Genomic DNA, 26,637 nt, shown 5'->3' with positions numbered 1-26,637 from the left:
TGGGAGAATCCCGATTCCTATAAAATTAAACGGTATTCAAAAAAATAGAGGCCGAAATCAGGAAATCGGCCTCTATTGAATAAAAAAGGCTGTCTTCAATTATCAAACATCAATATGAGACAGCCTCTTTTTTTGCCAAAATTTCCCAATCAAAACGATCCGAGGGGGATACAGGGAATCAAGTTGTATCCAAACGAATGAATTACAAAACTCTTTGGGTTTGAGTACCCCTATTGTCCAAATGGGCGAAGAGGTCTGGCTCTTGTAAGTGTAGGCATTATTCAATTTTTTCAGGGAGAATAGTTCAGTTTTGTTTTTAAAACCGTATTTTAAATCTCTTAATTTTTTTGGAAATGAGATTTTCTGACTTCCCTTTTTTGCGCTATGTGGCATTTGTTTTAACAGGGATCCTTTTGGGGGAATATTCCTGGTGCCCGGGCTTGATTACACTTGCTATGGTTCTCGGTGTTGTCTGGCTGGGATATGTGATAGCCGTGTCAGTTCAAACGAAAAGTAAAACAACCTTTCAGGCAAGTCCTTTGGCATATTTGGCATTGGTCATCTTAGGTGCTCTTATTGTCCAAAATAAAAAGGTTCTTTCCGAGTTCAATCCAGACCTCGCCCATGCTGATGCCTATCTTGGAGAAGTCACGATGTTTGATCAGCAAAAGCCTAATTCCTTTGAAAATTTATTGGAAGTCAAATCCATAAAGATCAAAGGGACATGGAAGGACGCACAAGGGAAAATCCTGGTGTACCACCAAAGTGACAGATCCTTAAAGCCTGGTGAAATTCTTTATTCCAAAGGCAAACCTGAACAAATAGCAACTCCCAAAAATCCTTATGAATTTGATTATAAGCAGTACTTGTCCAGACAGGGGATTTATTATCGTCAGTTTTTGGGAAAAGATTTTCAGCTAATTGACTCTGTAAGAAACCCCAGGGCGGAATATTTTTTGACACACTTACGCCATAAGATTGGGGAAATGCTGAAGTCGAGGATTCCCGATCCGAATTCCGCCCAAATTGCCTTGGCTTTACTGTTAGGTCAAAAAAAAGAACTTGACCCCACGATTAGGGATGCTTATGCCCAGGCGGGAGTGATGCATGTATTGGCAGTCTCAGGCTTACATGTAGGGATCATCTATGCGCTTTTTGTCTTCGTTCTGAAGCCGATGAGAATGAAAAAGGAAAAGGCGAGGCTGTATCTCAGCGCCGTCATTGTGGTGATCTGGTTGTATGCTTTTCTCACAGGGCTTTCACCTTCTGTAGTCAGGGCTGCCACTATGTTTTCATTGCTAACGTTGGGTCAGATGAGGGAGCGTCCACCGGCTATTTATAATGTGCTTGCTTTCTCGGCCATCTTGATGATTACGGTCAATCCTGATGTGGTTTTTGAAGTAGGGTTTCAATTATCATATTTGGCGGTTTTCGGGATAGTCTTGATCCAGCCCTTGATTCTGGATTTATGGCTGCCGCAGTACAAGGTTTTGGAATATTTCTGGCAATTGATTTCAGTAAGTATAGCGGCCCAGTTGGCCACTTTTCCATTGTCGGTATATTATTTCCACGTGTTCCCTACCTACTTTTTATTGGGAAACGTCTTGATCATACCGCTGGCGTTTTTGATCATGAAGGTTGGGGTTCCCCTGATGGTTTTTGGATGGGTACCTATTGTTGGAGACGTGTTGGGTTATATTTTACATGCTATGATTTGGTTGCAGATTCGAATAGCAGATAGCATTCGATTCATTCCAGGAGGAAAACTGGAGCGGCTTACGATGGACTTTATTGAGATGCTCTTCGTTTGGGGCATACTGTTGGTGCTGGCTGCATGGCAATTCGGCCAGCGGAAGAAACTGGTCTGGCTTGCCTTATTTCTGACTTTTGTTTTGGTGGGATTTAACCTTTATGAAGAGTTTAGGTCCCCTGCTAGGGAGCTGATAGTCTATCAAGGGAAAAAGACCCAGTTGTTTGATTTTTATTCGGGCGGAATCGTAAGGTCATGGAATAGCGGCCTTGAGACTGGTGAAATAAGCTATTCAGTTGACCCAAATCGAGTGAAGAGTCACTGGCCACAGATTCCAGTTACGCTGAAGGCTTTTCAAAGTGATTCATCGAAGGTTGAGTTTGTAGAAGCTGATTTTAGTTTGCTGTCACTTGAGAATAGGCTAATTTGTGACTTGCCTCCGAAATCAATATACTACTGGTATGAAAACTCTTGGGAGAGTCTGCCAGTTTCCACTTCTTTGCGCTTAGATTCTTTGGCCTACAGAATTGTTTTTTGAGATTGGTTTTGCAAACACTGCTATAGAAGCTAACTTGATCCTAAACCCAAACCAGAAAGCAAATGAGCGCTGTACTAACTGAAATCAATGATAGGATAGGGTATATCACCTTGAACAGGCCTGAAAAGCGTAATGCGCTCAGTCCTGAGTTGATAGCAGGGCTTCAAAGGTCATTCGAAGGGATGAATGAGAATGATGAGGTGAAAATCATTGTGCTTAGAGCAAATGGCAAAGCTTTTTGTGCGGGTGCGGATTTGACATATCTACAACAGCTTCAGAATTTCTCTTACGGGGAAAACCTTGATGATAGCCGTAGGCTTATGTCTTTGTTCAATCTGATTTATTCCATGCCCAAAGTAGTAATAGCGCAGATTCAGGGACACGCTTTGGCAGGAGGTTGCGGCTTGGCAACTGTTTGTGATTTTGCTTTTGCGGTGCCGGATGCGCTTTTTGGATACACAGAGGTAAGGATTGGTTTTGTGCCGGCGCTGGTCTCCGTCTTTTTGCAGGAGCAAATCGGAGCGGCCAAAACACAGGAATTATTACTTTCGGGTGAGTTTATTTCAGCATCCAAAGCAGCTGAATTAGGCTTAATCACCGGAGTGGAGCCAGAAGAATTTTTGGAAAAATACGTCCGTGAATTTGCCGCGAAATTAATAAATCAAAATTCAGGCTTTTCCATGGGGAAAACGAAAACACTTTTGCGAGAGCTAAACCAGGAAAATAGGAAGAAAGCACTGCAGTTGGCTGCTGAGGTCAATGCAAGCGCAAGGGCTCATGATGACTGCAAAAAAGGGATTGCTTCATTCTTAAATAAAACTTCGCCAGATTGGTAAATGTTGACTAGAGCTACTGAAATCCTCCATCAAGTATTTGGATATGCGGATTTTCGCCCTGTCCAGAAAGAGATCATAGAAGCTGTGCTGGCCGGAAAGGATACACTGGCGCTGTTGCCTACAGGTGGAGGTAAGTCGCTCTGCTATCAGATTCCGGCGTTGACACAGGATGGGCTTTGCCTGGTGGTGAGCCCGCTGATCGCACTTATGAAAGATCAGGTTGATTCTCTTAGAGCCAAAGGAGTCAAGGCGGCGGCGATATACTCAGGTATGAGCTATAGGGAAATCGACCGCACCTTGGATAACTGCATTTACGGAGACTATAAATTCCTGTACGTTTCTCCAGAGCGTCTCAAAGCGGAGCTTTTTATTGAGCGGTTTCGACAGATGAAAGTTAATCTGATAGCAGTGGATGAAGCGCATTGTATCTCTCAATGGGGGTATGACTTCCGTCCACCCTATTTGGAGATTGCTTTGATAAGGCCATTTCATCCCAATATCCCTGTGCTTGCACTGACAGCTTCAGCTACTCCCCAAGTATGTGCAGATATCAAAGAGCGGCTAGAAATGAAAGAAACCGCTGAATTTCAGCAAAGTTTTGCCAGGAAAAATCTAAGCTTCAGTGTGCGGCTTGTGGAGAATAAACTCGAGAAGGGCCTAGAGGTACTCAGAAGAATAGACGGCTCTGCAATCTGGTACGTGAGAAATAGACAGGGAACACATCAAATAGCTAAAGCACTGTCCCAGCTTGGTGTTTCGGCTGCTGCCTACCACGCAGGATTGTCTATGCATGAACGGACTCAGAAGCAAGAGGCTTGGATGAAAAACGAAGTGCGTGTGATGGTGAGTACAAATGCCTTCGGGATGGGGATAGATAAACCGGACGTGCGTATGGTGATTCATAATGAACCTCCTGAAAACATCGAAAATTACTATCAGGAGGCCGGACGAGCAGGAAGGGATGGAGTAAAGTCCTATGGCGTACTTTTGGCTAACCGACAGGATTTCGAGACGGTGTTGAAACGTGCTGAACTCATCTATCCTCCTCTTGAATTTGTAAGGCGGGTCTATCAGTGTCTTGCAAATTATTTCCGTATCGCTGTAGGAAGTAATATGTTAAGCAGCTTTGATTTTGAGTGGAGTGATTTCGCCAACACCTATGAGTTGGGAGTATTGGAAACCTTTTATGCGCTTAAGCTACTGGAAGAAGAGGGCTTCATAGGATTGAGTGAGAGCTATTATTCTCCTTCTAAAATTCATTTTACGGTAGATCCTACACGCTTGTACGAGATCCAGATCGCTTATGCTAAACTTGATCCCGTGGTGAAAGTCGTCATGAGGACATATGGGGGGAACGTGTTCTCTGAATACATCAAAATTCAGGAAGGAAAACTATCCAGGTCTCTTAACATTAGTGAAAAGGAATTAATAAAAGCACTCAAACAGCTAGAACAGCTGGAAGTAATGGTCTATGATCAGCGCAAGGATAAGCCGCAGATTACTTTTCTTACTCCACGATACGATGCCGGTAAATTGCCCCTCAACTTTAAGAGAATAGAGTTGCGCCGAGCGCTGACCCTAGAAAAGGCAAAGGACATGGTCGCATACGGAAGCCAAGAAAAGCTCTGCCGTACCCAGTTTATCCAGGAGTATTTTGGCGAGAATACAGATGATGAGTGTGGGGTCTGTGATGTATGTATAGCCAATAGGAGGGCAAAGCATCCGGACAAGGCTGAAAATAGGATCAGAAGCAAGATCCTTGAAACATTAGGAAGTAGTGGAGAGTTAACAGAGCAGGAGCTGTTTGAGCGGATCCGCCTTCCATTAGCTGAAAAATACCTTCGTATATTACGTATTTTGCGAGATCAGGGATATATTACGCTTCTCGCTTCCGGCAGCTATGCACTTGTGACCAATGAATGATTTTCTAGACAATTTATTTAATAAGGTGTTCAGGACATCGGAAAAAAAACCGATGATCCATAAAGAGAATATCGTTTATAAGGACCAACAAATGGCAGAGGCTGCTGAATGGATAAATTCAAGAGAAGGACAGGCTATTATTGCTCAATTGTCCAGATCTTATCATTTCAAGACAGTCCAAATTGAAGAGCGTCCCCAGATTCATGTTTTAAACTCAAAATATGCCAGAGGATTTGCTGTTTCGTACGATGAACCTCTGGATGAGCAAACATTTTCACTTCTTTTCTTGGCATTGGCCCAGCGAGTCCTAGCTTTGGGATATAGAAAGGTGAGTTTGGACAGAAAGATGGAAGAAATCAATGAGCAGGTAAAAATTACCGACAAGTTTTATTTCAAACCACCTCTTACAAATCTTAAGGAGAAGGAATTGATCCCCCAGCTGTTTGGGAGGATCACAATCGAAAAGATAACCGTAAATAACCAGCCCAATTACCTCAAGGTATTAGCGACGTTTTACTCGGATAGGCTATACCATGATCCAGAACCTTTTGATCAATTTCTTGATCATTTATTTGAAGTAACCAATGATGGACAGAGTTAACTTAAGAGCGCAATTAGGAAGATACCGTACCCCTTACGAAGAAGAATCAGGTTTTATACAGGATTTTTTAGAGTTAACAGATGATCCACTTGCCTATGGGCGAGAGCGATTAGAAGGGCATTTTACGGCTTCTTCCTGGATAGTCAACCGTAAGCGAACACATACTTTGCTTACCCTTCATCGTAAGCTTGGGAGGTGGTTGCAGCTTGGGGGGCATGCGGATGGTAATGAGGATTTACTGGAAGTTGCCATGCAAGAAGCACAGGAAGAAAGCGGATTGAAAAGTTTGGCATTTGTGGATCAGGCTATTTTCGATTTGGATAAGCATATTATTCCCGAACGGTCGCATGTTCCTGAGCATTTTCATTTTGATGTGCGTTATCTTTTGGAGGCTGATCTGGAAGAGCCACTGATCAAAAGTGACGAAAGTATCTCTCTGGCATGGGTGGCGTTTGATTCTGTTCAGGATGTGATCGGCTATAACCCTTCCATTTTGAGGATGCTGGAGAAAACCAGTAAATCAGAAATCATTCTTTGATGTTGACTTTTGATCCGGCTGAGTTAACACAGGAAATCCCATTCTCACTTCCTATTCAGGTGAGGTTTTCTGATATAGACGGATATCTGCATGTGAATAATGGGGTTTACTTCAATTATTTTGAACACGCCAGGGCCGTCTATCTTGATCAGGTCTGTAATTGGGATGTGATGGAAACAGGATGTGTGGTAGGAAGAATAGAAATAGATTATTTACGTCCTATATACCTGGAAAATCAGATAGAAGCATTGGTTCGCTGCACGAGAGTAGGGAATACTTCCTTTGACCTTGAGCAATTTTTAGTAGGGGAGGCCAAAAACGGAGAGCAGGCCATTTTTGCCAGGTGCAAATGCATCATGGTGACAGTGGACATGAATACCATGAAAACTATTCCTGTTCCGGAAATCTATAGGACGAAACTTCAGCCAATGTCCTGATCAAAGGATCCCATTGCTTATCTTTACGCAAAATTTAAGCCGTGAAAAAACTTTGGATACTTACCCTGCTACTGGCGGGACTGATGGGCTGTAGCCCTAGTGAAGATGAATTGTTTCAGGAGGGGATCAATCAAATGAATGCCCAGAACTGGAAGGGAGCAATCACCCTTTTTGACCGAGCTCTGGAGATCAATCCCCAAAATGCCCCAGCATTAAATGCCAAAGGCGCAGCACTGTTTCAACAGGAAAAATTTGAAGAGACTGTCCCTGTATTTTCAGCTGCCATCGAAGCGGATTCTGCAAATTATAAAGCTTGGTTTAACCGTGGGAACGCACATTTAAAACTGGAGAACTTCAAAGATGCTGTGTCTGATTACAATATGGCCAGCAGACTGGATCCAGCTCAAACCGATATCTACTACAACAGGGGCTTGGCTCTGTTAGGAATGGAGGAATATGAGGATTCCTTATTGGATTTTGATATGGCTCTTCAGGTAGAGCCTAATCAGGCGCTTGTTCATTTCAATAGGGGAAAGGCACTGCTCGGTAACAACGACCCCGGAAATGCCATGAAAGCCTTGAATGATGCAATTAACCTGGATGGAAAGAATGGTGCCGCCTATTACTTATTAGGGGTGACAAGGATGTCCGCACTTGGAGAATCAGAAAAAGAGGAGGGCTGTGCAGATCTGAAAATGGCACTGCAACTGGGCTATACAGAAGCTAAAAGCTGGATTGACGAATTCTGTAACTAGAATGGCAACAATCGGGCAGGACATAGTGCAGGCAAAAACTATCCTGGAAGCAGGAGAGCTGGTGGCTATTCCCACAGAAACGGTCTATGGACTGGCGGGAAATGCACTGAATCCAAGAGCAGTAGCCTCAATTTTTGAGACGAAAAACCGTCCGAGTTTCGATCCGCTGATAATCCATGTCCCATCCCTAGAGGTGGCTGAAGATTATGTAAGTGAGATTCCTGCGGCACTTAGAAAATTGGCAGAGGAATTTTGGCCTGGGCCGCTTACACTTTTGTTGCCGAGAAATAAAATCATCCCTGACATTGTCACCTCCGGACTAGACCGTGTGGCAGTCCGTGTTCCTAATCATCCCTTGACCTTAAATTTACTGGGGCAGTTAGGGTTTCCTCTGGCTGCACCGAGTGCTAATCCTTTTGGATACATCAGCCCTACATCACCGCAACATGTGGATGCCCAGCTGGGAGGCAAGATCCCATACATACTGGATGGTGGGCTGTGCAAAGTAGGCCTTGAAAGTACTATAGTTGGAATGGAAGGAAATGAGGTTATTGTGTATAGGCTTGGGGGATTAGAGGTTTCAGAAATTGAAAAAGTAGTAGGGGAAGTCTCTGTGAAAAGCCATAGCTCTTCCAATCCACAGGCCCCCGGGCTATTGGAAAGTCACTATGCCCCGACCAAGCCATTCATTATCGGTAATTTGGATGATTTGATAAAAGAGTGGCATGGAAAAGATATGATATGTGCGGTTTTGTCTTTGAAGAAGAGGTTTTCATCTATCCCTGATGAGTATCAAATTGCTTTAAGTCCCAAAGCTGATTTGAAGGAAGCGGCGACACATCTTTTCTCTGCTATGAGAATGCTGGATTCCTCAAATGCCCAATTGATTTTGGCGGAATTGATGCCAGATGAAGGTCTTGGAAAAGCAATCAATGATCGCTTAAAGCGAGCCGCCACTAAGGGTTAATTTCTTTGTCCTTCACTTCTTCGCAAATTGATCACGGGGTAAAGTCGATTTTTGCCAATATCTTTAATAAATTCACACTTGATTTTTATCTGTTTAATCAATCAAAGCTATTAACCTTATTATGAACTCTAGAATCAAAAATGTAGATAATCTTAGTTTTGAAGGGAAGAAAGCACTCGTGAGGGTGGATTTCAATGTCCCTTTGGACGACAAGTTTAACGTAACTGACGATACGAGAATCCAGGCGGCACTTCCCACGATCAATAAAATATTGAAAGATGGGGGGGCTGTGATTTTGATGTCCCACTTGGGCAGACCTAAGTCTGGTCCTGAAGACAGGTTTTCGTTGAAAAATATTGTGGTCGATCTTGAAAAAGCGCTGGGAAGACCAGTGAAATTTGCCAAGGACTGCGTAGGAAAAGAACCGGAGATGCTTGCTGAAGGATTAAAGCCAGGAGAAGTGTTGCTCCTTGAAAACCTAAGATTCCATAAAGAAGAAGAAAAAGGAGATAAGGAATTTGCAGAGAAGCTTTCCAGGCTAGGCGATGTCTATGTGAACGATGCTTTCGGCACAGCGCATAGAGCACATGCTTCTACAGCAGTAATCGCTGAATTTTTCAATGATAAGGTCTGCGGATACTTGATGCTTTCTGAGTTGAAAAATGCAGATAAGGTCTTAGGCAACCCTGAGAGACCTTATACAGCTATTATGGGTGGGGCAAAGATCGCCGACAAGATTATGATCATTGAGCAATTGCTCAACAAGGTGGATAACCTGATCATAGGCGGAGGTATGTCTTATACTTTTGCAAAGGCGCAAGGGGGAACTATAGGGGATTCATTGCTGGAAGAAGATAAAATGGACTTTGTGCTTGAGCTCATGGAAACTGCGAAAGCGAAAGGGGTGAACCTTATTCTTCCCGTGGATACAGTGATCTCTAAAGCATTTGCTAATGATGCTGAGCAAGGCATGGCGAATAAGGGAGAGATTCCTGACGGTTGGATGGGCTTGGATATTGGCCCTAAAACACGCGAACTGTTCTCTGATGTGATCGCAAATTCCAAAACCATTCTTTGGAATGGTCCAATGGGGGTTTTTGAAATGGAATCATTCGACAAAGGTACTAAAGCGATCGCTGAAGCAGTGGTGGCCGCCACTAAGGCTGGAGCTTATTCACTCATCGGTGGAGGAGATTCCGCAGCGGCAGTGAATAAATTCGGTTACGGGGATGACGTCTCCTTCGTGTCCACCGGTGGAGGAGCTTTGCTAGAGCATATGGAAGGTAAAGTGCTGCCTGGTGTAGCCGCGCTAGAGCCATAAAAAGAAGTGAAAGTTTATAAAAAAGGCTAGTAGAACAGGTTTCTGCTAGCCTTTTTGTTTTGTGATTAAAAGAATTCAGGTGTGGTGATAAATAGGTTCTGCGATACTGTAAATCGTGTACAAGCGAGGCTATTTAGTGCTGACAGGGAAATAAACACGGATTTCCGTACCTTTACCAGGGCTGCTTGATGCAGATATATGGCCTTTATGGTTTTTCATTATTTTTTTACAGAGGGCCAAACCGACTCCAGAGCCACTATACTCAGAGTGCGCGTGTAGTCTTGTAAAGATATTGAAGATAGATTCTGCATATTTTTGTTCAAATCCTATTCCGTTGTCTCTCACAAGGATAAGATGGTATAGCTGATCGTCTGCTGTTGGGTAAGCGACCGCTTCAGGGTGGTAAGTAACGCTTATTTCCTTTTGGCCGTCTTGTTTGCCATATTTTATAGCGTTAGCTATCAGGTTGGAGAATAATTGCTTTAGAAAAAACGGCATACCAACTATTTCAGGCAAATCGGAAATGGTAATTTCTGTGGATGGATGATCGTCACCAGAAATTTCCTCAGCTACTTGTTTAACCAGTTCTGTAAGCCTTACATTTTCGAATGACTCTTCAGAATATTTCAGACGGGTATATTTTAGAATATCCTGTAGCAAAGTCCGCATCTTTTCAGCTGACAGATTTAATCGTTTGAGGGAGTGCTGGATGTTTGAGGGTAGTTCTTCTTCAGAAAGCAGGTGCGAAGATATCAGCTGCATTTTCCGTAATGGCTCCTGTAGGTCGTGCGAACTGATCCAGTTCATGTTTTCCAGTTCTGCATTTGCTTCCTTCAGCATTTCGCTGAGTTTCCGGTATTTCTGTTCCTCCTGTGTTATTTTGATCAAATTGATCTGTCTTTGCAACCCATTGGCGTAGGCCGCCGCTGCATCTAATTCAGGCTGAAGCCAAGGTTTGCTCGTGCAGTCAACGATCTCTTTCCAAAGTTTAAAGGAATTTCGTGGGGATAGCCCTTTCTTGTTCAGAATGATGGATTTGGAAGGGTCTCCTGCCCAGTTTACTTCAGTTTTCGTTTCCGGTCTATACCACATGACGCAGTTTTTGCTCTCGATGTCAAGGGAGTGATAGATAGTTCCGGCAGTATTTTCACATAGCTTGCGATGATCCGGTAAGAGATCTACAAGCTTATTAGTGTGGAAACTTGAATTTGTGTTGGTCTCATTAAAGTAGCTGGCTAAGAAGTGTACTTCATCCGTTGATGGAGTGGTTCCGTGAGAATACACCTCTCCATTGAAATAAATGGAAACCCCTGTGGCATTGCAAAGTTTTAAAAGGTCAGACTGAGCGATGAGGTTCTGAAATGATTTGGGATCTCCGGAGAGTTCAAATGTGTCAATTCTATCAAAGGCTGCATTTACTTTTCTGCTGATTTCATATTCTTCATTTGCCTGTCTTACATCTATTTGCGAAGTAATAAAATGCCCCTGTAATTGGGCCGCCAACCGTATTTCAGGAGTGATGTTTTTAGGAGAGTAGTGATGGCAGGCAATTAATCCCCAAAGCTTTTGTTTGTAGATAAGAGATATCGTCAGTGTAGCTCCTACTCCCATATTGTGCAAGTACTGTACATGTATAGGAGAGGTGCTACGGAGGATGGATAGGCTCAAGTCCAGATTTTTATCTTCCTTGTCATCAATAGTGAAAATAGGTACCGGTGTATAGTCTATATCGGTAATAATTCTCAGTAGATTTTTCAAATATAGATCTCTTGCCTGAGGTGGGATATCTGTATGTGGATAGTGTAGTCCCAAAAATGGCTCTAGATCTTCCCGGCAGCTTTCAGCATACACTTCCCCGTTGTAATTAGCGTCAAACCTGTAAATCATTACCCGGTCATAGCCTGTAATCTCACGGGTGCCGCGGGCCACCAGACTACAGAGATCCTGCAGACTTTGGGTTGTATGCATGTAAGATAGGAACTGGGAAGTATGGTCATATACTTCATTTGCTTTCTGAGAAAATATACTAACCGGCTCCCCTTCCAATATGTATATGGAACCACTTTTATGTACTGTGCAAAGGAAGTCACGGCCCATTAACTGGATTTTCAGAAGCAATGATGAAAGCATTCTGTCCTGAGCAATATAATCCATGAGTGAGTCCTTTGAGAGGTCACCGAAAACCTCTCCAAAGTCCCTGCCTAGAAGCTGGGTATAAGATACTCCTAGGAATTGCTCAGTATTGGCACTGCAGTAATCTATGAGGAAAGAATCTGATATGATCCCTATCAGAAAACCATGTGGTTGTATGCTTCCCGGAATATGTATAGGTTCTTGCTCACAGTTAGTTAGCGTAACAATTTCCTTGTTGACAATGTCCTTTACTTTCATACGAACTAAGCTTCAGTCTTTAGCCTAAAATGATTGCCAATGGCTTTAAAGGCATATTTAGCTCCTTCGATAATCTCGTCACCTGCAAGGTTCTTTTTTTCGAAATCCCCTAAAATTGTCATAAACTTCTTCCAAAAAAGCCCGGTGTCCTCCCCGTACCCAGCAAAATAGGCAGCGCCATTGTCGGGGGTATAACCAAGTGTTCGCTGAACATGTTTGGATATGATTCTGCCTCCCAATGTAGATCCTTCGATAACGTAGAGTATCCCCAAGGCATAGCCAGTAGAGATGTCTTCATTCAATTCTATAAATACCTCATTGGCCCGGTTTTTCTTATATTCCAGCTCTATGAAATCTTTCTCTATCCATTTCGTTTTTTTGCGATCTTGCAGAAGTATCCCCCGTTCCTGGAGAATTGGAAAAAGTTTGTTTTCAATTTCGCACACTACATCATGCATACGATCGAGATATCGTAAGTATTCATGCGAGCTGATCGTGTTCTCTAAAATGGACTTGGAGACAGGGAGGTTTTCCAGTTCCTGGTGAAGCGTGGAAGTAGCTTCTTTGAGCCTAAGTGAGAAAATAGAGAGGGCTTCTGCACTTCTCATGCAAACATGACGTTAGTTGAAGTTGTAGAGATAAGTGTTGTGATCAGCTATAAAATCACTCCAGTTGATCTGTAGTGTGTGCTGGATGGATCTACGGAGCTGTTTGAAGCTTTCAGCTTTAGGAAGGTAATAGTTTGCTCCCAATTCTAGTGTTTTCCTGATAACGCTCTCATCCTGGGTAGTAGAAAACATAACAATCGGCAATGTGGCATGTTTTTCAGAGTTACGTACTTTCTGAAGAATCTCTATGCCACTCATGCCCGGCATATTGATGTCTAGAAAGAGTAAGTAAGGATGAGGGGGAGGGTTTTCAAGTGCGTGCAACAGTTGTTTACCATCCATATGGGTCACTACAGTATAGTCCTCAGTGATCATATTGACTACGGTTTTGAAAAACTCCAAGTCATCGATGTCGTCATCAGTATAAAAGATCGTCAGTTTATCGTTCATTAGGCAAATTAGACAGCACGGAAAGAACTGGTGCTGATTGTGCAAATATATTGGAAAAATACAAGGTTATATATGGGATTGTGATTGATGGCAAACTGTGTTAATGGAAGGGAGGAATAAGTAAAGTAGCGCTTATATTATGCCTGTAAGTTTATTAAGATTTAAACGCTTGGATGCGTGATAAAGTATTGTTCGTAAAAGGTTTAAGTCCCTTGTCTTTCTGCGTAGCCAAATACTTTTTGGAGTAAAAGCGTACTTCTGGCAGAGGCAGACTCCCTGATTTTCAATTCCTCAATGGCTATTTCGTGGAAAAGTCCATCGATTGCTTTTTTGGTTACGTACGTTGATAGATCGGCCTCTATAGGTGTGGTAAGTGGCACCTTGTTGTATCTGCCGATTACGTCGCTCCAGTATTTGGTCGCTCCTACCTTTTCCAGGCTAGACTGGATTACAGGCTTGAATTTAGATTCTAGGGTATTGGTGGTTTTGCTTTCAAAATACAGGGTGGCCGCATTCTTTTCTCCAAGCAATATATTTCTGACATCTGTGATGGTCATCTGCTTGATCGCATCTACAAATATAGGCTTCGCTTCTTTGGCAGCGTCTTCGGCAGCCCGGTTTATGCTTAGGATTACCTGATCACAGAGATTCCCCAATCCTAATGAGCGTAGTGTGTTTTCCACTTTTTTTGCTTCTTCAGGGAAAAGGATTTTCACTGCAACGTTTCCGAAATACCCATTTTCCTTGGCAAGTTCCCCGGAAGCATAGCTAGTGCCGTATTCCAGTGCTTGCTTGAGACCTGAATTGATCTCTGACTCAGTGGGTATGCCCATGTCCAAAGATTTGCTCAAATGATTAAGGGTGTCACAACTTCCCAAGAAAAGCATAAAAGCAAGGATCAGTACTATAGGAGGGTTTTTGAATGTGGTGTTTTCTGAACTCATAATTATAGGCATCGTTGAGACTATCCTTAAGCAACAATAGTTCCTCAATTAAGTTTAGTTTATGGAAGATGCTAAAAATGGGGAAGAGTTTATTAGATTGTCTTATTCGTGCTATGTGTGTGTTGTGAGTAAAGCACTGTGGTATTCCTAATATTCCTATGAAGAATCCATAAGACATACCCACAGAGACTGTCTGCGGACATAGACTCCCCATCTGTATCGGGAAACAAAGATGATTTTTTGGGAATTTTGAAAATCCAAAGAGGAATACCTATGTTTTTGGTTTTCTTTTTATCAATGAATTGCATGTTTTTTTGAAATACGCTAATTTTTTATTAAAATAGCTAACAATGTGTTAATGTAAATGAACCTTAGACTCAATTCGGAATTCGGTACCCTCAAAGCTGTGCTGATGCACAGGCCTGGTAAGGAAATAGATAGGCTAACCCCTTACAACAAAGAATATCTCTTGTTTGATGATGTCCCATATCTGGAGGCCTTGCAACGGGAGCATGATGCTTTTTCCAATCTTATCAAAGAATCCACAGGTGCCCAGGTATATCAGCTCCGTGAGATGTTGATTAGGGTTCTATATGATCAGCAGATCTTGTTGGGGCTGATGCGTGAATCCTTGGCAAGGTCAGGGATGGTTCATCTGGCAGAAGATATTTTGGAACGTTACTCTACCGCGGAGTGTGCAGGGATTTTGACTGCGGGATTGAAAGTCCATGAACTTAGGAGAAAATTGCCTAAACTGAATGCAGGGGAATTGATGGAGTTTGCTTTTGTGATTTCCCCATGCCCAAACCTTTACTTTCAGCGAGATCCTATGGCGCTGACTCCGGGAGGGATTATTTTCTCCAGTATGCGTATGGAGGGCAGACAGCGTGAGGCGGATCTGCTTCGGACTATTTTTGAAAATTATCCTGATTTCAAGGGGCGGATCAATAAACTCTACCCGGTGGAAGGGCATGATACTCCTCCAAGTATAGAAGGTGGCGATGTGATTATCTTGTCACAGAAGGCCATAGCCATAGGTAATTCCGAGCGTACACACGAAAAAGCCATATATCATGCCGCAAAGGCGCTGCTGGCAGAAGGGACTGTGGAGCGGGTATATGAAGTCCATCTTCCGCAGAAACGGCAGTATATGCACCTGGATACTGTGTTTACTGTTCTTGACGAAAACCTCGTACTCACTTATCCGGATGCCATGAATTCCGTATTGCAGACCTCTCTATATACACTAAAGGAAAACAACGGAGACAAGATCCACATCAAGCGTGAGGTACTTAAGGAATCTCTACTTACTGTGCTTGAAAGAGAAATCCCCCATTTGGAGATTTTGCATACTGCCGATGGCAATCCTGATTATGCGATGCGGGAGCAGTGGTTTGATGGGGCTAATGTCTTTGCTATAGGGCCTCGCAGAGTGATATCTTATAACAGGAACATCCATACTAACCGGGCGCTGAGAAATATGGGGGTGGAGGTATTGGAGATACCTTCCTCGGAGCTTTCACGTGGACTGGGCGGGCCAAGATGCATGACTATGCCGATCAGCAGGGCGAGAGTTTAAAGGAAGTGTGGAATAAATGTTTTGAAGTCTAAAAGTCTAAGACTTCAAAACTCACCTTTCTGAATAGACCTAGTTGTCAAAAAACGATCTTCTTCTGGATACTTTTAGATCCTGGAGGATGGAGGATTTCACACGTATGTCAATATTGTAGGAGGTGAAAGCTCCAAAAGGCACCCAGTTTACGTTCATCTGCCAGCAGTGGAGGTCTCTGGCAATACCGATCATGGTTTGCGTGAGTTTTTGCGTCTGGGCATCAAACCCCGTGGAGAAGTTTAGCTTCCACTTCTCCGAAAGGGAAAAGTCCCCGTTCATGTTTATGGTCTGTGTAATATTCTTCCTTCCTGAGGCTGGTTTGCTATAGGAGAGCACATAGCCAAAGGAAACGTTCCATGGGATGTTCCAATCTATGTATTGGCTAGGGTCTGTTGCAATCCTGTTGATTTCACTTTCCACAAATTCATTCATCACGCCGCCCTGTTCCATAAATTGTTGTGTGATTTCATCTCTCACCTCACCAGGATTTTGGGCACTGTTCGGGTTGATAGAAGCATTCATGTTAAGGGAAGCATTTCTTATGGTGCCGATTCCTTGTCCATTCTTCCAGGCAAATTGATTGATGGATCTGATCGTAGGCTCGCCCCTGGAGTCAGTAAATGTGCCCGTGGCATAAGGGTCGAGTGTGGAACTCATATTCACGGACAGTTTTCGGTTGAAAAAGCTTGTCCTGGCACTGATACGGATGGGGGATAAGTTGAAAGAATCCGCAGCAAAATTATAACTGGAGCTCAAGTCAATGTTTTCCAGTAATGGGATTTTCTTAGTGGGATTATCCCCTGTGGAATCTGCTTTATTTAGGACTTTGGCCTCCAAAACACTTCGGATGCTGAAATTCATAGACCTGCTTTCTCCTAATGGTGCTCCACTATAGGAGAAGCCTGTATGCCGAGAAAACAGCCGCATGTCTCCTTCTTCATTGGTCTGTACTTCCTGATAGTAGCCATAGGAAGGATCTGAGAAATCCGGCGTGAAACTGAAACTCAAGGATGGCTGGATGTGATGGCGTATTGCCTGGATTGTCCCTTTTTTGAAGTTGAAAAATCCATAAATATTGGTGTTTAATGCGAAGGCAGTAGAATAGAATGTTACCCTATTGAAGCCATCTTCCATGATCTTATCCACTCTTTCTTCCTCAGGATTGTAGAAGTAATTGATTCTCTTCAGATACCATAGTTCTGTCAGATTGGCTGAAGCAGTTCCGGTAAAATACTTGAACAAGGTGAAATTAGAACTAATAGGAACCCTGTTTCTTGCGCCGTTATTCGCATTTTCCAGTAAGTACTTGAAGTTAGATGGAGTGAACGGAACCAAATCCGGTGTTTCAGTATTGTCCACCAAGTTTGGATCTACGCCGAATTCCTGAGTGACCTTATTGGTGATGCTGTTTTGAAGTTCAAAATTGTATGAAATATTCAACGTCTTCAAGGGCTCAAACTTCATGTTTTTGAATGGGCTCTGCCTATTCATGGCCACACTCATAGTCGGAAGGTTTAATTGGACCTCTCCGGTCTGCACACTTTGGGAGTGGCGCATACTTGCACTCAGGGAGAAAGGTGTTCCGGTAAAAGTCTTGGTATAGTTGATATTAGAAGATAGATCAGCAGTCACGTTGTTCGTGAAGTTGTTGGGATTGACGATGTTATTGAAATAACTCGTGGATCCGGCATTCACTGAAGCTGAGAAATTACTGTTACCGCGGGACACAGGATTATGTGACCATTGGATTCGGAAAGTGTTGTAATCTACTGGGTTTAGTTCTGTTTCTGGAGATTGAAACTTTTGGAAGTCAATATTGAATGATCCTCCAAACCTGTAACGTTTTTTGTAAGCTGCCTGAGCTTTGAGGCCCCAGCCACCATTGGAGAAAATGTCCCCGGTCACCCTTGCGTGTACGTAATCGTTGATAGCGAAATAGTATCCGAGATCACGTAGGTAAAGCCCCCTTCTCTGTTCTTGACCGTAGGACGGGAAGATCAGTCCTGAAGCTTTTTCTTCGGGGGTATTGGGAATGATTCCGAACGGCAATCCCACAGGCGTAGGTATCCCATTGAAATATATGTTAAAAGGGCCAGAAACCACTTGGCCGCCCTCAACAGATTTGATTTTATTGGAGGAGATATGCCAATGCGGAGTAGTGAGTGTGCAGGTAGTGTAGTACCCGTGATCCATATAGATGCTGCCATCAGCTGTTTTCTTTATGGTTTCCCCCCTTAAAATACCGTCCTGCTGCTCAGTTACCACATCCTTTATTATGGCTTTCTGGGTTTTAAAGTTGTACCTCATTTCCTTCCGGATTTCATAGGTGGAATTTCCGTCCTTGAAAAAGGGATTTCCTGTAATGTTCCCCAGGCTATCCGTAACCCCTGAAGCATACAATTCCGAGTTTTTCCAGTCTATGATGATAAGATCTGCCTCCAGTCTCATGGCTCCATACTCAAACCAGGCTTGTTTATGGAGATAGATTTTGTTTTCTGTGAAATCCGAAACGATACTATCTTCACCATAATAAGTAATATCGGTGGTGATATCACTCCTGGGCACAATTTTTGTCGAATCCGAGGACACAAGCGTATCGATAGGATTGGGTATGGTATCCAGATCAATCAGGTTCCGAGGTGGTGGGGCCAAAGTATCAGGCAGGGTTATTGGTTTTTCTTCGATATTGCGGACTGGATTTTGTGCAGTTACCGCCAGCGGAATAACCACTAGCCCCAAAAAGCAAAATAAAAAGAGCCTGAATGCCTGCACTGTTGCTTACGCTTTATTTAATTTGAGTGAAATTTCGTGTAAAGTTAATTTTATTGCCCTCATGGAACGGTCCAAAAACAAAAAAATTCTTCTTAGTCTGATTTTATGTATCCCATTTCTATTTGGAGGTTTTATCACCAACGAGACAATGATGCCGAAGTTTCGGATGAAAAAGATAGTTCTTGACGCTGGACACGGGGGCAGAGACCCGGGGAATATTGGTGCTAGAGCAAAAGAAAAAGACATTAATCTTGCGGTTACTTTATTGGTGGGGAAATATATCAAAGAAAATCTGCCTGACGTCGAAGTAGTCTATACCCGTAAGGACGATAGCTTTCCTACCTTGAAAGAGCGTCCGATGATCGCAAATAGAAACAAAGCAGATCTATTTGTTTCCATCCATTCTAATTCTGCAGCTAATAAATCGGCTTATGGTACCGAGACATTTGTGATGGGGACCAAGCATTTCGAATCCAATTTTGATATCGTAAAGCGGGAAAACTCGGTGATTCTATTGGAGGATAATTATGCGGAAAACTACGAAGGATTTGACCCTTCTTCTCCGGAGTCCTACATGATGTTCAACTTGATGTCAAAGGTTCACTTCGAAAATTCGGTGTCTCTGGCGGATAACATAGAAAAACAATTTAAAGATAGGGTAGGCCGTAAAAGCCGGGGAGTAAAGCAGGGGCCTTTCTACGTGCTATGGACCCCATCCATGCCTTCTGTTTTGGTGGAGCTGGGTTTTTTGTCCAATACCACGGAGGAGAGATTCTTGATGAGTCAGGAAGGCAAGGAGTACATGGCTTCCGCCATCTTTAGATCAATCCGGGATTATAAAGAATCTATTGAAGCGAATTAATTTCTGTTTTTTTTATAATTGACGGCCCTTTTCTTCAACGAGGACAGGGCTTTTTTGTGCAGGTCTATGCGGTTGATTATAAGCATGCCTTTGGCAGGTTGTCAAATTAAAATAGGATTTTTCTGATACCCAGTGTTTTCAGGCTCATCAGGAAAAGCGTGTTGGGCTGGTCAAAATGTTCAAGTATCAACTGGGTAACAAGATTGCACATATATAATCCTACAATTCCAGGCACATGCCCCATTACGCCGTTTTCCGAGCAGTTTGGCACATCTTCAGCGTTTGGCGGCTCAGGAAATAGGTCACGCAGATGCTTGCTGTTTTTATAATTAAATACAGCTACCTGACCCTGATACCCTAAAATACTTCCATATACCAAGGGTTTGTCCATCTTCACACAGGTATCGTTGACTATATATCGTGTCAGGAAATTGTCACAGCCGTCCACGATGATGTCGTAATCAGCAAAAATATGCTCCGCATTTTCCTCTGACAGCACTGCAGGGTAGGTTTTAATAAAAACATACGGATTCTGTTTTCCCAGTTTTTCCCGAGTTACCTCCACTTTGTGCATTCCTGCATCATCAGGTGTAAATAAAATTTGACGGTGGAGATTTGATATCTCAACTACATCAAAATCAACAATGCCTATGGTTCCCACACCCATTGAAGTTAAATACTGAAGTAGTGGCGCACCCAAGCCCCCGGCACCTATGACAAGCACTTTTGCTTCTTTCAGCATCGTCTGTCCAAGTAAGCCCACATCCTCCAGCATCACTTGTTTATTGTAGCGGTTAAATTCTTCTCTGCTAAGCATGGTTTTCGCTGAATTTTCTGTCCCAGTCTTTATGGACGGCCTCATAGCCCTTGCTTTTGATCAACTCAACTATTTCTTGGACTGGGCGCTCATCCGATATCTCAAACTGCTCCAGAGACTCAGGCTCTACCGAATAGCCACCTGGGTTTGTTTTTGATCCGGCGCTCATGGACGTGACCCCAAGCGGGATGATGTTGTTTCTGAAATGTTCCGATTCCCTGGTGGAAATTGACAGCTCCACATCTTCGTTGAACAGGCGGTAAGCGGTCAGCAGCTGGGCCAAATGTCTGTCCGTTACGATCACGTTGGGTTCTATGATTCCCTCAGCAGGACGCATCCGGGGAAATGAAATAGCGTATTTTGTTTTCCAGAATTTCTTCTCTAAATAATCTAAATGGGCTGCACAAAAAAAGGAATCAACCCGCCAATCTTCCAATCCAAGCAAAACGCCCAATCCAATTTTGTGGATTTCTGCCTCACCTATTCTGTCCGGTGTTTCCAAGCGGTAATCGAAATTCGATTTTTTTCCTTTGGTGTGGTAGGTCTTGTACACTTCTTTGTGATACGTTTCCTGATAGACCAACACGGAATGTACTCCCGCATCATGTGCCTGACGATATTCTTCCACACTTAGGGGCTGGAATTCTATCGAAATATTGGCAAAATAGGGCTTTATGATCTTTATCGCCTTTAGAAAATATTGGATATTCACCGTATGGTTTGCTTCGCCGGTGACCAATAAGATATGGTTAAATCCATCTTTTTTGATGGCTTCAATTTCTCTTATAATTTCCTCGTCAGAAAGGGTTTTTCGCCTCACTTTGTTGGTCAGACTGAATCCACAATAGGTGCAGATATTATTGCATTCGTTGCTCAGATACATAGGAGCAAAGAGCTGAATCGTTTTTCCATAACGCTTCTGTGTCAGCGCACTTGACTTTGCTGCCATCTGCTCCAAATAAGGTTCTGCAGCAGGAGAAATCAGAGCCTTGAAGTCTTCCAAGGACAGTCTAGAAGCCGACAATGCGTAAAGCACGTCTTTCTTAGTCTTGGAATAAATCGATTCCTTGACCTCATCCCACGAAAGTTTATTGAAAATTTCTACAAAGCTATCCATTCAAAAAAGACGTTAAGGGACTTGATCCAATCGCTGAAGACTGAATCTTGCCTAATTTTGATTCATACGCTAAACGGCCAGCTATTACCGTCATTTTGAAAGCGGAAGCCATGTCTGCGGGGTTACCTGCTACTGCAATTGCGGTGTTTACAAGAACGGCGTCCGCTCCCAGTTCCATCGCCTTTGCGGCATCTGACGGGGCTCCGATTCCTGCATCCACTATCACGGGAACCCGGCTTTGCTCGATTATAATTTCCAAAAAGTCGATTGTCCTCAATCCTTTGTTGGTGCCAATCGGCGAGCCCAAAGGCATTACTGCTGCTGTTCCTGCATCTTCCAGTAACTTGCACAAGACAGGATCTGCGTGAATGTAGGGAAGCACAATAAAGCCCTGTTTTGCCAATTCCTCCGTCGCTTTCAAGGTTTCTATCGGGTCGGGCAACAAATACTTCGGATCGGGGTGGATTTCCAGTTTCAACCAATTCGTCTCCAATGCCTCCCTTGCCAATTGAGCCGCAAAAACAGCTTCTTTGGCATTTCTTGCGCCCGAAGTGTTGGGCAATAAGTTTACTGACTTGGGCAGATGTCCCAAAATGGAATCGGTATCGGTTTCCAGATCAATTCGTTTCAATGCAACCGTCACCAATTCAGAACCTGAATTGATAATGGCATTTTGCATTTCGATGGGCGAACCAAACTTTCCCGTTCCCAAAAAAAGGCGTGAATTGAATTCCTTATCTCTGATTTTAAGCGGGTTCATAGAGCATCGTATTAATGTTGTCCACAATTTCTTTTTTATTGGTCGAGCTTGTTAAAACCCCGGATATAGCAATTCCACTGATTCCCGTCTGTAGAATGGTAGGAATGTCTTCTACCTGAATTCCACCTATTGCCACGATGGGAGTCTTTTTTTGATTCTCATCCAATTGGTCCATAAGAGTTCTGTAGCCTTCCAATCCTAGTATTGGACTCAGGTTTGATTTTGTAGTGGTGAATCTGAAAGGGCCTAACCCTATGTAATTACAGCTTTCTTCTATGCGATGCACCACATCTTCTAGCGTATTGGCCGTTCCCCCAATGATTTTGTCATCACCCAAGATCAAGCGTGCTTGTGTAATCGCCGTGTCTGTCAATCCCAGATGAACTCCATCGGCATTGATTTTTTTAGCTAGGTTCACGTTGTCATTTAGGATAAAGGTTGCGCTGTATTGGGCACATAAGGACTGTACTTCCAATGCTGTTTTTTCGACAATTTCATCCGGAAAATCCTTCATACGCAACTGAATCCATTTCCCACCTGCAGCCAATACTTCTTTGCAGTGCGTAAGGTGTTCTTCAGGTGTTTGACCTTGTGATATATATTGAAATCTATACATGATGATATCCCAATAGGGTGTGATTACTGTTCAAAACTTTTTCCAAATATGCTTTTCCCCTCCGACAGGATTCTGTCAGAGAATGCCCCAGAGCCAGATTAGAAGCTATAGCGGCAGACAATACGCAGCCTGTTCCGTGCTTGCTGTTTGTACTCTCCCGGGTTGGCAAAAACTCAGTGATCTGTTTGCCTTCATACAAATAATCCACGCCCTTTCTAGCTGTGCGATGTCCTCCTTTCAGAAAAACGGTGCAGTATTTTGCCAATTCACTAGCGGCTTTCTCTTCTGTATCATAGCCCGTTATCCATTTCACTTCTTCCAAATTGGGTGTAATCAAGTAGCATTTCTCCAAGCTTTTGTAAAAGTGTTCTCTTGATGAAAAATCGAACAACTCAAATCCTGCGGATGCCTTAAACACTGGGTCAACCAGGATTTTTACCAAGGGGTAATGCTGATTTACATAGCTTATGATCTTTTCTAAATAGTCTGCATTGGGTAAAATCCCTGTTTTAACCACGGCAACTGGATACTTTTTCAATAAGACCTCCAGTGCTGTCAACACATCGGATACTTTCTCCCAGCGCATAGCTAAAAAGCTGTCTTCCGTTTGTAGGGTAATTCCGGAGCAAATGGCAAGACCATAGACTTTGTGCTGCTCAAACGTTTTGGTATCCGCTGTCAATCCGGCACCTCCGCTTGGGTCGAAACCTGCAATTGTCAATACATAAGGTCTATTGTTTTGCATTATGTGTTTTTCTGAAAGTCTGTAATAGTTCCCGCAGATATTCCCTGAAAAGGACACTGATTTCCGCTGATCTTTCTAATTGAGTAGCTCATCCCGGTTTGTTAAGATTAATTCTGAAAGCCTAAGTTAACCACGGTGGACGCTGAGCTTTGGGCAGAGAAAACGGTTCAAGATTAATTTGCGATAATATCCACCCTTGTAAGACTGAGCAGCCAATCTGCCGAAGGCATGAAAGACGGAGTCTTATTTCGCTGCAATACCTTTATTTATGTTTGAGATGCTCACACTCCTAAGCGTCTTTTCGAATGCCTCAACCTTATTTCTGCTTTGCCAGATTGTGCCGCAAAGTGCTACTCCATCAAATCCCTTTTCCAAGACAGAAGCTGCGTTTGCTTGCGTGACTCCTCCAATTCCGATCAACTTTGTTGGCCTCTGTTTTCCAAAGTCAGGTTTAGTGTCCTTATCAGGTTTGTAGCCGGGTTTGGAAATACTTTCAAAAACAGGCCCGAATAATGCATAGTGAAATACTTGATCCAAGCTTATGAAGGCTTCCGGTGAATGCACGGAGGTGGAATAAACCAACTCTGTATTTTCCATTCTCCGATAGTCGCTTGATGTCAATTTCACCCGGTCCGTTTCCTTGAAATGGATCCTGTGAATGCCAAATTCCCCCGCCAACTGATGGTGCCGGTGAAGCACTACTCGAGGACGGTATTCCTCTGATATCCCTGTTAGCAAAATTCTGAGCTCCTCTTCTCCTGCTTCGGGTTTGCGCAAATGAAACAACGGTAATCCTGCGGCAAATAATTGGTTAATTACAGCAGGTTCATTTTCGAGTATTTCAGGACTGGAGACGACCAGTAGCATCAGGAATAGATTTCTCTGCCTTTTTCCTTAAATTCTTCTGACTTCTCAAACATCCCCGCTTCCGCGTCATTTCGGATTTCCTGACTGATTTTCATAGAACAGAATTTCGGTCCGCACATAGAACAGAAGTGGGCAACTTTGGCGCCCTCCGCAGGAAGTGTCTCATCGTGAAATTCACGTGCCGTGTCCGGATCCAAGGATAAATTGAACTGGTCTTCCCACCTGAATTCGAAGCGGGCTTTACTCAAGGCATTATCCCTGTATTGTGCCCCAGGATGCCCTTTTGCCAAATCCGCGGCGTGCGCGGCCAGTTTATAGGTAATAACCCCAGTTTTCACATCTTCCCTGTTTGGCAAGCCTAAATGTTCTTTTGGTGTGACATAGCACAGCATCGCAGTACCAAACCAGCCAATCATCGCAGCACCGATTGCAGAAGTAATGTGGTCGTAACCCGGCGCAATATCCGTAGTCAACGGACCGAGGGTGTAGAAAGGAGCCTCGTGACATTCTTTCAATTGCTTGTCCATGTTCTCCTTGATCATATGCATAGGCACATGTCCCGGGCCTTCTACCATCACTTGCACATCATGCTTCCAGGCGATTTTTGTCAGCTCACCCAATGTTTCCAGCTCGGCAAATTGCGCCGCATCATTCGCATCGGCAATTGAGCCCGGACGCAGACCATCCCCAAGAGAGAAAGCCACATCGTATGCCTTCATGATTTCACAAATGTCTTCGAAGTGCGTATAAAGGAAATTCTCTTTATGATGGGAAAGACACCATTTTGCCATAATCGAACCACCACGGGAAACGATTCCCGTCATTCGCTTGGCCGTCAATGGAACGTAGCGCAAAAGAACGCCTGCATGGATCGTGAAATACGACACGCCTTGCTCTGCTTGCTCGATCAAGGTATCCCTGAATATATCCCAATTTAAATCCTCTGCTTTTCCGTTTACTTTTTCAAGTGCTTGATAAATCGGAACTGTTCCTATCGGAACGGGGGAATTGCGGATAATCCATTCTCTAGTCTCGTGAATATTATCGCCGGTGGACAAATCCATAATGGTATCTGCCCCCCATCTGCAGGCCCACACTGCTTTTTCCACTTCTTCTTCAATGGATGAAGTCACAGCGCTGTTACCGATGTTAGCATTGACCTTCACTAAGAAATTACGCCCGATAATCATCGGTTCGCTTTCCGGGTGGTTGATGTTGTTGGGGATAATGGCTCTTCCCGCTGCTATTTCATCACGTACAAATTCAGGGGTGATCAGATTTTTCGGTGTATTGGCATCAAAACTTTCACCTATATGCTGTGCGCACATGGTGTCGTATTCACCGTTCCATTGCGTCTTCAAATCTTCTATTCGTTGATTTTCGCGAATGGCGATATATTCCATTTCTGGCGTAATGATTCCTTTTTTTGCATAGTGCAGCTGTGAGACGTTTGCGCCTTTTTTCGCACGCAAAGGTTTTGCTATATGCTCAAAACGCAAATGATCTAAGGATTTGTCGTTTAATCTTTCCTGACCATAGTCCGAAGTGGAAGACTCCAGCCGCTCCACATCATTGCGGTCTAAAATCCATTGCTCCCGGATTCTAGGTAATCCTTTTTTAATGTCTATCTCAGCATTTTCATCTGTGTAGGGGCCGCTTGGGTCATAGACTGTGACCGGTGGGTTTTTCATCGTACCTCCGCTGAATAACTTTGTTGACGAAACTGAAATCTCACGCATCGCTACTTTGATATCGTGGATTTTTCCGGGTACATACACCTTTTTCGAGCCGCTGATTGGCCCTGTGGAAATTTTCCCTTGTTCGGGTGATTTATCTTTTTTGCTCATAACTTATCCTCCTTGGGTTGCTTTGATGATCAATAAATTGTCGTTTGCTTTTAAGTAGGTCATTGCCCACTCCGATTTGGGGACAATAGAATCGTTGATTGCTACAGCAATACCATTTTGCTTTTCCCCGATTTGGGAAAAGACAAAATCTAAAACCGAGGTTTCTTCCTTTACTTCCTGAATTTGATCGTTGTATGTTATCTCCATCCTGCAAAAATTATATACTTCAGGGGAGACACTGAGCGTGTATCACTTAGCTTTTTCCTTCGGCAGTACTAACTGCATCAGGTTCAAAGGGTATAATCTCAGTCCGTACGATTTTCCGTATGGACACCCCTAAAGTTCTGCCAATCTACAAATTAATTATTAGAGAGTGAAGAAAGAATGGATATTTTGTAAGTCTGTGATTCCGGGAACAGTAGAAAAACATAAAGTTCTTGGGGTGATTTTATGGTTTTAACAGCTGTAAAAGACCAAAAACAGTCGGTGTTTATATCTTTTGTACTTCAGCCCTTGATTTTCGGGAGAACAGTTATTCCGACTAGATGGCAAAGCAGCCGATA

General features: G+C 43.4%; 24 protein-coding genes and 1 riboswitch. Of the genes, 11 read left to right on the top strand and 13 right to left on the bottom strand.

From position 1 onward, the window contains the following. Positions 1–353: 353 nt before the first annotated feature. The 9 genes from LZF95_RS07480 (at position 354) to pgk (ending at position 9,666) form a co-directional block, all read left to right on the top strand. Entirely contained in the window at positions 354–2,288 is a 1,935-nt protein-coding gene (locus LZF95_RS07480; RefSeq protein WP_233754352.1) for a ComEC/Rec2 family competence protein, read from the top strand. A gap of 62 nt (positions 2,289–2,350) precedes the next feature. Further along, positions 2,351–3,124: an enoyl-CoA hydratase/isomerase family protein gene (locus tag LZF95_RS07475; RefSeq protein WP_233754351.1), complete on the top strand. Its 774-nt coding sequence runs from the start codon at positions 2,351–2,353 to the stop codon at positions 3,122–3,124. After that, positions 3,125–5,047, top strand: coding sequence for an ATP-dependent DNA helicase RecQ (locus LZF95_RS07470; protein ID WP_233754350.1), 1,923 nt, complete (start codon positions 3,125–3,127; stop codon positions 5,045–5,047). Between the two features lie 52 nt (positions 5,048–5,099). After that, complete coding sequence (locus LZF95_RS07465) at positions 5,100–5,648, top strand: hypothetical protein (protein WP_233754349.1); 549 nt, start codon at positions 5,100–5,102, stop codon at positions 5,646–5,648. Further along, positions 5,635–6,186: an NUDIX hydrolase gene (locus LZF95_RS07460; RefSeq protein ID WP_233754358.1), complete on the top strand. Its 552-nt coding sequence runs from the start codon at positions 5,635–5,637 to the stop codon at positions 6,184–6,186. Before LZF95_RS07465 ends, LZF95_RS07460 begins: the two co-directional genes overlap by 14 nt. Then, positions 6,186–6,623 carry a thioesterase family protein gene (locus tag LZF95_RS07455; RefSeq protein WP_233754348.1) on the top strand — a complete coding sequence of 146 codons (438 nt, stop codon included), beginning with the start codon at positions 6,186–6,188 and terminating at the stop codon, positions 6,621–6,623. The genes LZF95_RS07460 and LZF95_RS07455 overlap by 1 nt, the downstream gene beginning before the upstream one ends. Positions 6,624–6,664: 41 nt before the next feature. Continuing rightward, positions 6,665–7,378, top strand: a complete 714-nt coding sequence (locus tag LZF95_RS07450) for a tetratricopeptide repeat protein (RefSeq protein WP_368670767.1) — start codon at positions 6,665–6,667, stop codon at positions 7,376–7,378. A 1-nt stretch (position 7,379) separates the two neighbouring features. Continuing rightward, the gene (locus tag LZF95_RS07445) at positions 7,380–8,345 is read left to right on the top strand and encodes an L-threonylcarbamoyladenylate synthase (RefSeq protein WP_233754347.1); all 966 of its coding nucleotides are present in this window, start codon (positions 7,380–7,382) and stop codon (positions 8,343–8,345) included. Between the two features lie 121 nt (positions 8,346–8,466). Further along, positions 8,467–9,666, top strand: coding sequence for a phosphoglycerate kinase (pgk, locus tag LZF95_RS07440; RefSeq protein WP_233754346.1), 1,200 nt, complete (start codon positions 8,467–8,469; stop codon positions 9,664–9,666). 129 nt (positions 9,667–9,795) lie between these two features. Here pgk and LZF95_RS07435 read toward each other — a convergent pair whose 3' ends face one another. The 4 genes from LZF95_RS07435 to LZF95_RS07420 form a co-directional block, all read right to left on the bottom strand. Next, positions 9,796–12,057, bottom strand: coding sequence for an ATP-binding protein (locus tag LZF95_RS07435; protein WP_233754345.1), 2,262 nt, complete (start codon positions 12,055–12,057; stop codon positions 9,796–9,798). Positions 12,058–12,062: 5 nt separating this feature from the next. Then, a complete protein-coding gene (locus LZF95_RS07430) occupies positions 12,063–12,665 on the bottom strand; it encodes a biliverdin-producing heme oxygenase (protein ID WP_233754344.1) in 603 nt (200 codons plus the stop codon). Between the two features lie 12 nt (positions 12,666–12,677). Further along, positions 12,678–13,115 (bottom strand): response regulator, encoded by a 438-nt coding sequence (locus tag LZF95_RS07425; RefSeq protein ID WP_233754343.1) that lies wholly within the window; start codon positions 13,113–13,115, stop codon positions 12,678–12,680. 203 nt (positions 13,116–13,318) lie between these two features. Continuing rightward, complete coding sequence (locus LZF95_RS07420) at positions 13,319–14,059, bottom strand: DUF4197 domain-containing protein (protein ID WP_233754342.1); 741 nt, start codon at positions 14,057–14,059, stop codon at positions 13,319–13,321. Between the two features lie 364 nt (positions 14,060–14,423). Between LZF95_RS07420 and LZF95_RS07415 the strand changes: the two genes are divergently transcribed. Beyond that, the gene (locus tag LZF95_RS07415; RefSeq protein ID WP_233754341.1) at positions 14,424–15,638 is read left to right on the top strand and encodes an arginine deiminase family protein; all 1,215 of its coding nucleotides are present in this window, start codon (positions 14,424–14,426) and stop codon (positions 15,636–15,638) included. Between the two features lie 69 nt (positions 15,639–15,707). Here LZF95_RS07415 and LZF95_RS07410 read toward each other — a convergent pair whose 3' ends face one another. Then, positions 15,708–18,323: a putative LPS assembly protein LptD gene (locus LZF95_RS07410; protein ID WP_233754340.1), complete on the bottom strand. Its 2,616-nt coding sequence runs from the start codon at positions 18,321–18,323 to the stop codon at positions 15,708–15,710. Between the two features lie 181 nt (positions 18,324–18,504). Between LZF95_RS07410 and LZF95_RS07405 the strand changes: the two genes are divergently transcribed. Further along, positions 18,505–19,305: an N-acetylmuramoyl-L-alanine amidase gene (locus LZF95_RS07405; RefSeq protein ID WP_233754339.1), complete on the top strand. Its 801-nt coding sequence runs from the start codon at positions 18,505–18,507 to the stop codon at positions 19,303–19,305. Positions 19,306–19,411: 106 nt separating this feature from the next. On the opposite strand, the gene LZF95_RS07400 is transcribed toward LZF95_RS07405, so the two are convergent. The 8 genes from LZF95_RS07400 to thiS all read right to left on the bottom strand — a co-directional run bounded on the left by LZF95_RS07400 (position 19,412) and on the right by thiS (position 26,281). Further along, complete coding sequence (locus LZF95_RS07400; protein WP_233754338.1) at positions 19,412–20,122, bottom strand: HesA/MoeB/ThiF family protein; 711 nt, start codon at positions 20,120–20,122, stop codon at positions 19,412–19,414. Beyond that, entirely contained in the window at positions 20,115–21,239 is a 1,125-nt protein-coding gene (gene thiH / locus LZF95_RS07395) for a 2-iminoacetate synthase ThiH (RefSeq protein ID WP_233754337.1), read from the bottom strand. Before thiH ends, LZF95_RS07400 begins: the two co-directional genes overlap by 8 nt. Next, on the bottom strand, positions 21,232–21,999 hold the full coding sequence (locus tag LZF95_RS07390) for a thiazole synthase (RefSeq protein WP_233754336.1): 768 nt from the start codon (positions 21,997–21,999) through the stop codon (positions 21,232–21,234). The genes thiH and LZF95_RS07390 overlap by 8 nt, the downstream gene beginning before the upstream one ends. After that, positions 21,986–22,615, bottom strand: a complete 630-nt coding sequence (locus tag LZF95_RS07385; RefSeq protein WP_233754335.1) for a thiamine phosphate synthase — start codon at positions 22,613–22,615, stop codon at positions 21,986–21,988. The genes LZF95_RS07390 and LZF95_RS07385 overlap by 14 nt, the downstream gene beginning before the upstream one ends. Then, on the bottom strand, positions 22,608–23,360 hold the full coding sequence (locus LZF95_RS07380) for a hydroxymethylpyrimidine/phosphomethylpyrimidine kinase (RefSeq protein WP_233754334.1): 753 nt from the start codon (positions 23,358–23,360) through the stop codon (positions 22,608–22,610). The genes LZF95_RS07385 and LZF95_RS07380 overlap by 8 nt, the downstream gene beginning before the upstream one ends. A 243-nt stretch (positions 23,361–23,603) precedes the next feature. After that, entirely contained in the window at positions 23,604–24,227 is a 624-nt protein-coding gene (locus LZF95_RS07375; RefSeq protein ID WP_233754333.1) for a thiamine phosphate synthase, read from the bottom strand. Next, positions 24,227–26,074, bottom strand: coding sequence for a phosphomethylpyrimidine synthase ThiC (gene thiC / locus LZF95_RS07370; protein ID WP_233754332.1), 1,848 nt, complete (start codon positions 26,072–26,074; stop codon positions 24,227–24,229). The genes LZF95_RS07375 and thiC overlap by 1 nt, the downstream gene beginning before the upstream one ends. A gap of 3 nt (positions 26,075–26,077) precedes the next feature. Beyond that, positions 26,078–26,281, bottom strand: coding sequence for a sulfur carrier protein ThiS (gene thiS / locus LZF95_RS07365; protein WP_233754331.1), 204 nt, complete (start codon positions 26,279–26,281; stop codon positions 26,078–26,080). A gap of 37 nt (positions 26,282–26,318) precedes the next feature. Beyond that, positions 26,319–26,422, bottom strand: a riboswitch (TPP riboswitch). Positions 26,423–26,637 lie beyond the last annotated feature (215 nt).

Source organism: Algoriphagus sp. AGSA1, from assembly GCF_021390545.1.
Lineage (GTDB): Bacteria > Bacteroidota > Bacteroidia > Cytophagales > Cyclobacteriaceae > Algoriphagus.
The sequence above is the reverse complement of the archived record's forward strand: the minus strand, read 5'-3'. Positions and strand labels throughout refer to the sequence as shown.